At 37.0% G+C, this 5,063-nt stretch carries 5 protein-coding genes; 1 reads left to right on the forward strand and 4 read right to left on the reverse strand.

From position 1 onward, the window contains the following. Position 1: 1 nt before the first annotated feature. The 4 genes from BFL01S_RS18860 to BFL01S_RS18875 form a co-directional block, all read right to left on the reverse strand. Positions 2-802 carry a YihY/virulence factor BrkB family protein gene (locus BFL01S_RS18860; protein ID WP_061786633.1) on the reverse strand — a complete coding sequence of 267 codons (801 nt, stop codon included), beginning with the start codon at positions 800-802 and terminating at the stop codon, positions 2-4. 338 nt (positions 803-1,140) lie between these two features. Further along, on the reverse strand, positions 1,141-1,440 hold the full coding sequence (locus BFL01S_RS18865) for a TIGR04104 family putative zinc finger protein (protein WP_025911153.1): 300 nt from the start codon (positions 1,438-1,440) through the stop codon (positions 1,141-1,143). Positions 1,441-1,578: 138 nt separating this feature from the next. After that, positions 1,579-2,724 carry an MFS transporter gene (locus BFL01S_RS18870; RefSeq protein ID WP_061786634.1) on the reverse strand — a complete coding sequence of 382 codons (1,146 nt, stop codon included), beginning with the start codon at positions 2,722-2,724 and terminating at the stop codon, positions 1,579-1,581. A gap of 5 nt (positions 2,725-2,729) precedes the next feature. Continuing rightward, the gene (locus BFL01S_RS18875) at positions 2,730-3,137 is read right to left on the reverse strand and encodes a MerR family transcriptional regulator (protein WP_025911155.1); all 408 of its coding nucleotides are present in this window, start codon (positions 3,135-3,137) and stop codon (positions 2,730-2,732) included. A 265-nt stretch (positions 3,138-3,402) separates the two neighbouring features. On the opposite strand from BFL01S_RS18875, the gene BFL01S_RS18880 reads away from it, so the two are divergent. Further along, complete coding sequence (locus BFL01S_RS18880) at positions 3,403-5,043, forward strand: SulP family inorganic anion transporter (RefSeq protein ID WP_025911157.1); 1,641 nt, start codon at positions 3,403-3,405, stop codon at positions 5,041-5,043. Positions 5,044-5,063 lie beyond the last annotated feature (20 nt).

Genomic DNA, 5,063 nt, shown 5'->3' on the forward strand with positions numbered 1-5,063 from the left:
TTTATCGTTGATAACGATGACCGTTTATTAGCCCTCCAATTAATAAAATAGCAGCGGTTAAATAAAACCAAATCATTAAGATGATAATACTCCCCAACTGACCATATATTTCAGAATAACTACCAAACTTCACGTAATACGAAAACCCAGTTGAAGCCACTTGCCAGCCTAGCGTTGCAAAGATAGCCCCTGGCAATACTTCTTTCCATGCAATTTTGGCACTCGGTACCATTTTATAGAAAAAGATAAAGAATAAAAGCAGAAAACTCGTACCGATTCCCCAACGAATAATGGTCCAGCTTGTATACCAAAAATCCGGAATTTTAACTTTTGTTACGATAAAGTGTCGTGAAATTTCCTCTATAATTGGAACGAAAAGCGACAGTGACACGATAATCATAAAGCCAAGCGTCAAAATCAAATCATTTATTAATGCATGAAGAAAAGTTTGCTTTCGCTCAATTTGATGCGCATCATTTAACGAGCGTACAAGAGACTGAATCGCCATTGAAGCAAGCCAAAACGTAGCAATTAAGCTAAAGGACAATAATTTCTTTCCGCTTTGGTTTAAAACAGACATAACCGACCTTTCAATAATATCGTATGCACTTTCCGGCACAAACGGCTGAATAAGCACCAATAAATTATTGGTATCAATCGGAAAGAAGCTTAGCAATGAAAATAAAAAAATGATAAATGGAATAAAGGACAATAAAAAATAGTATGCTGTTTGCGCTGCTTGGTCAAAAAAACGCTCTGAAAAAAAACGTTGCAAGACCGTTTTTGATGTTTGAACTACCATTTGTATACACCTTCTTTTTGTACATGCACTTTGCTTTAGTATAATAAACTAAAATATGTTTCATTACTTATTTCTTCGTAAAGCATCTCACCCTTTTGCTTAACCAAACGAGTAAATCAGCATATAAGATCATCAGAGACTTGAAAAATGAGCTGAAATTCCTAAAATAAATATCTAGGTGTTTCGTCGTTAGCCATGAAAAATATAAATTTATTTCCCTTTTTTATCTGTTGTAAACATTTTGGTACTAAATAAGTCTTTATTATTAGACTTTGTTACGATGATGGCTTTTATTAGTAGCTTACACGCATAAAAAAAAGCTCATGTAGACATGAGCTTTACCATAATGGCTCTTCTTCATCACTTAACTCGTATGAAAAAGGCATCATCATAATTGAAACAACAAATCCGAGGACGGTAACCGTCATTACATTTTGAAGAGGAAAATTAAGTACGGATAAGATAAGCCAAAGAATCAGAGGTGTAAATAAGTAGATTGACAATCTTTTTTGAGATTTTGCGGACATATATTGCTCTTCTCCACAATGTGGACACTTCATCACGTTTCGAAGCGTTAATAATTTTTTAACAGATGTTTTCCAATTCCATTTATGGTCACAGTTCTTACAGGTGGCCATTCGCATCACACTCCTATAATATAGAACACAAATTTACGTTCTTGTCTCCATTATACACTATTTTTTGATTTCCTCAAAATTAGTCAAAAAAAGAGAAAGGCTACGTGCCTTTCTCTCGGTACTTTTATCCTACTATCTCTAAACTTTTTTTACTTTCACTTTCATGATAACAAACGCTACAACTGCTATGATAGCAGCAACTAAGAAAGGTGCTTGAGGCGCTATTGCATGACCGATTACACCTGATAATAACGGTGCAAATGCAGCTCCTAACCAGCGAAGGAAATTATATCCACCTGAAGTAATCCCTCTTTCATACGGTGATACTTCCATAACGTAGCTTGTAAATAGTGCATTGTTTAGTCCTGATACTAAGCCTGATGCCATAACGAGAATAATACGTAGCGCCGTATTATCTGTTACAAATAGTAAAGCTAAGATAACAGCAAAGATAATCAAGCTAATATGCAGCACTTGTTTCGGCGGATACTTCATTTCTAATTTATGAGCTAAAATAGCAGATCCGTAAGCTAAGCATAACCCCCAACCAAAGAAGACAAAACCAATTTGCAAGGCACTAATCGGTAAAATAAGAGGTGTATAGGCTAACACCGTAAAAAAGCCATAATAATAAAGCATTCCGGAAAGCGCACCTTGGGTAAACGGCTTACACTTATAGAGCTGAATAATATCTTTAAAGCCTGCTGCCTTTCTTGGCCTACTAGAACCAGGTTGTTTAACGATTGTTAAAACGAGAATAAATGCAATAAAAATCAAAATACTAGTTCCGATAAACGGTAGTCTCCATGAAGAGCTACCAAGTACACCACCAACAAGTGGTCCACCTGCCATTCCTAATCCGATAGCTGCTTCGTACATTCCAACCGCTTGTTTCACTTCACCTGATAGTGCAATTAACAGCGTCATAGCAGTTGCGAAGAAAAATGAATTACCTAACCCCCAGCCGGCACGGAAAATGGATAGCTGTGGAATATTATTAGACAAGCCACAAAGCGCAGCGAAAATTGTTACGATAATAAGTCCTGTAACCATCAAGCGTTTATCTCCAAATCTGGAAGCTAAAATCCCAGCTGGAATCATCATGATAGCCATCATTAATAAGTATGACGTAAATAGCATTTCAACTTGCCAGTGAGAAGCTCCTATTTGAGCCGCAATCTCTGGTAAAATTGGATCTACAACTCCTATTCCCATAAATGCTAAAAACGTAGCAAAAACCGTGATGACTTGACCAACACGGCTTTTAGAATGTTGTTGTTCCACACGCGTCATTCCTCTTGTTCCTTTCGCTTCCGAATGTCTGTAGCTCGTTTATGCATGGCCTCTAATTCCTCTTTAAATGTCATCATCTTATCGACTTTGTACATAATCATTTCCATTTGAGTATGAATCATATTTTCAATTTCCAATACATCTTGAGCTGAGACATCCTGATCTCTTTTTGCTTGTTCAATCGTTCTTCTTAACGACATAAACTCTTGAAGTTCTTGCAGGGAAAAGCCAAGTACTTCTTTTGCTTCTGCTACTTTTTTCAACTCACTTACTTCATCTTCCGTGTAGAGTCGAACATTTCCCTTTGTACGTGAAGGAGGCAAAATTAGCCCTATTTCTTCATAGTAGCGAACTGCTCGTTTTGTTAAACCTGTCATTTTTGTTACTTCATCAATTTTGTACATGTACAGTAAACCTCCAGGGATATAACATTAACGTTAACGTAAACTTTACTTTATAAGAATACCTAACGTTAACGTTAATGTCAACGTATTGATTTTGATTCACTTATAATTTCAAGCATATTTTCACTCTATATTTTAGATAAGTTTTGCCGTCTTTTAAGAAATTTTTAAGAATTCCTTTCACTTTTCTTTACGATTGCTCCTTAGACTAAGTGTATCACCTTAGAACAGACCGTCTATTGATTATACAAAGGAGGATACTCAAATGAAAAAGGCGACTAGGTTTCAAGATTATAACGGAGAACGCTTTCAAAAAGATTTGATCGCTGGACTCGTGGTAGGTATTGTAGCAATTCCTTTAGCCATGGCATTTGCCATTGCTTCTGGCGTTCGACCGGAATATGGTATTTATACAACGATTATTGCCGGGATTTTGGTCTCCTTATTCGGAGGATCCAGATTCCAAATCGCAGGTCCGACAGGTGCGTTTGTTCCTATTTTATTAGGAGTTGTCATGCAATATGGTTATGAGAATTTAATTATAGCTGGCTTTATGGCAGGAATTATCTTAGTTACCGTTGGACTTCTTAGGCTTGGAAAGTTTATCAAGTTCATTCCAAAACCAGTGACAATTGGTTTTACTGCCGGCATTGCAATTATTATCTTCTCAGGACAAATTGCAAACTTTTTAGGATTACACAATATAGAAAAACACGAAGCTTTTCACCTTAACATGTGGGAAATTATCACAAACCTATCTGCTGTCAATATTTATAGCATACTAATAGCTATTATTTGTTTAGTAATTGTCCTTATTGCACCGAAATTTATTCCAAAGGTTCCTGGTGCGTTGTTAGGCATTCTATTTTCCACTTTGATTGCCGTTCTTTTTTTTCAAGACAAGGTTGCCACCATTGGATCAACCTATGGTCCAATCCCAAATGAACTCCCTACTTTTCAGTGGCCTGAATTAACAATTGATACCATTGTTATGCTATTACCAGCAGCACTTGTAATCGCTATGCTCGGTGGAATTGAATCGCTTCTATCAGCTATGGTAGCTGACAGTATGACAAAGACAAAACACAACAGCAACAAAGAGCTTGTGGGACAAGGAATTGCCAACATGACCACTTCCTTATTTGGAGGTATTCCTGCAACAGGAGCAATCGCTCGAACAGCAACAAATATTCGTAACGGAGGAACTTCGCCTATTTCAGGAGTTGTACACGGCCTTGTTGTACTCATCGTTTTGTTGGTATTAGCACCTTATGCATCTCATATTCCACTAGCAAGCATGGCACCTGTATTAATGGTCGTTGCTTTTAATATGAGCGAACGAAAAGAATTTGCTCATATTTTCAAAACAAAAACTGCAGACTCTGCAGTTTTAGCAATTACGTTCTTACTAACCGTATTCTTCGATTTAACAACAGGTGTTGGGGTAGGATTGCTCTTTGCCATTATTATGTTTGTTAAGCGTATGAGCCAATCGCTTCACGTTTCAAAAACAAACCATGATGATGAAAAATCCCAGCTTCAAATGTACACGCTAGAAGGCTCGCTCTTTTTCGGCTCGGCTGAACGATTAGAAGAAGCAACGGATAGTATCATTCAATCGAATGCAGACGTTGTTATTTTAAAAATGGAGCAGGTTTCATTTATTGACACCTCAGGCGAAAATCTACTATCAAACGTTCATCAAAGGCTTAATGAAGATAACCGGGCATTATTAATTACAGGGCTAGATGCTCAGCCAAAAGAGATGTTTCTAAAAACTGGACTGTATGATCGAATTGGACGGCAACACTTTTTTTCTCAAGCAGGTAAAGCACTTGATTATGCACAATCTTTTGTTCATACAAAACGTAAGCGAAAAGCTAATCAACCCGCATTTTCTTCTTAAATACAAAAGAGACTGAGACA

It is taken from the genome of Priestia flexa NBRC 15715 (assembly GCF_001591565.1).
Taxonomy (GTDB): Bacteria; Bacillota; Bacilli; order Bacillales; family Bacillaceae_H; genus Priestia; species Priestia flexa.

What these genes read in the sequence shown, in the direction of transcription:
- BFL01S_RS18860 (WP_061786633.1), bottom strand. Translation starts at nt 802, where the DNA reads ATGGTAGTTCAAACATCAAAAACGGTCTTGCAACGTTTTTTTTCAGAG.
- BFL01S_RS18865 (WP_025911153.1), bottom strand. Translation starts at nt 1,440, where the DNA reads ATGGCCACCTGTAAGAACTGTGACCATAAATGGAATTGGAAAACATCT.
- BFL01S_RS18880 (WP_025911157.1), top strand. Translation starts at nt 3,403, where the DNA reads ATGAAAAAGGCGACTAGGTTTCAAGATTATAACGGAGAACGCTTTCAA.
- BFL01S_RS18875 (WP_025911155.1), bottom strand. Translation starts at nt 3,137, where the DNA reads ATGTACAAAATTGATGAAGTAACAAAAATGACAGGTTTAACAAAACGA.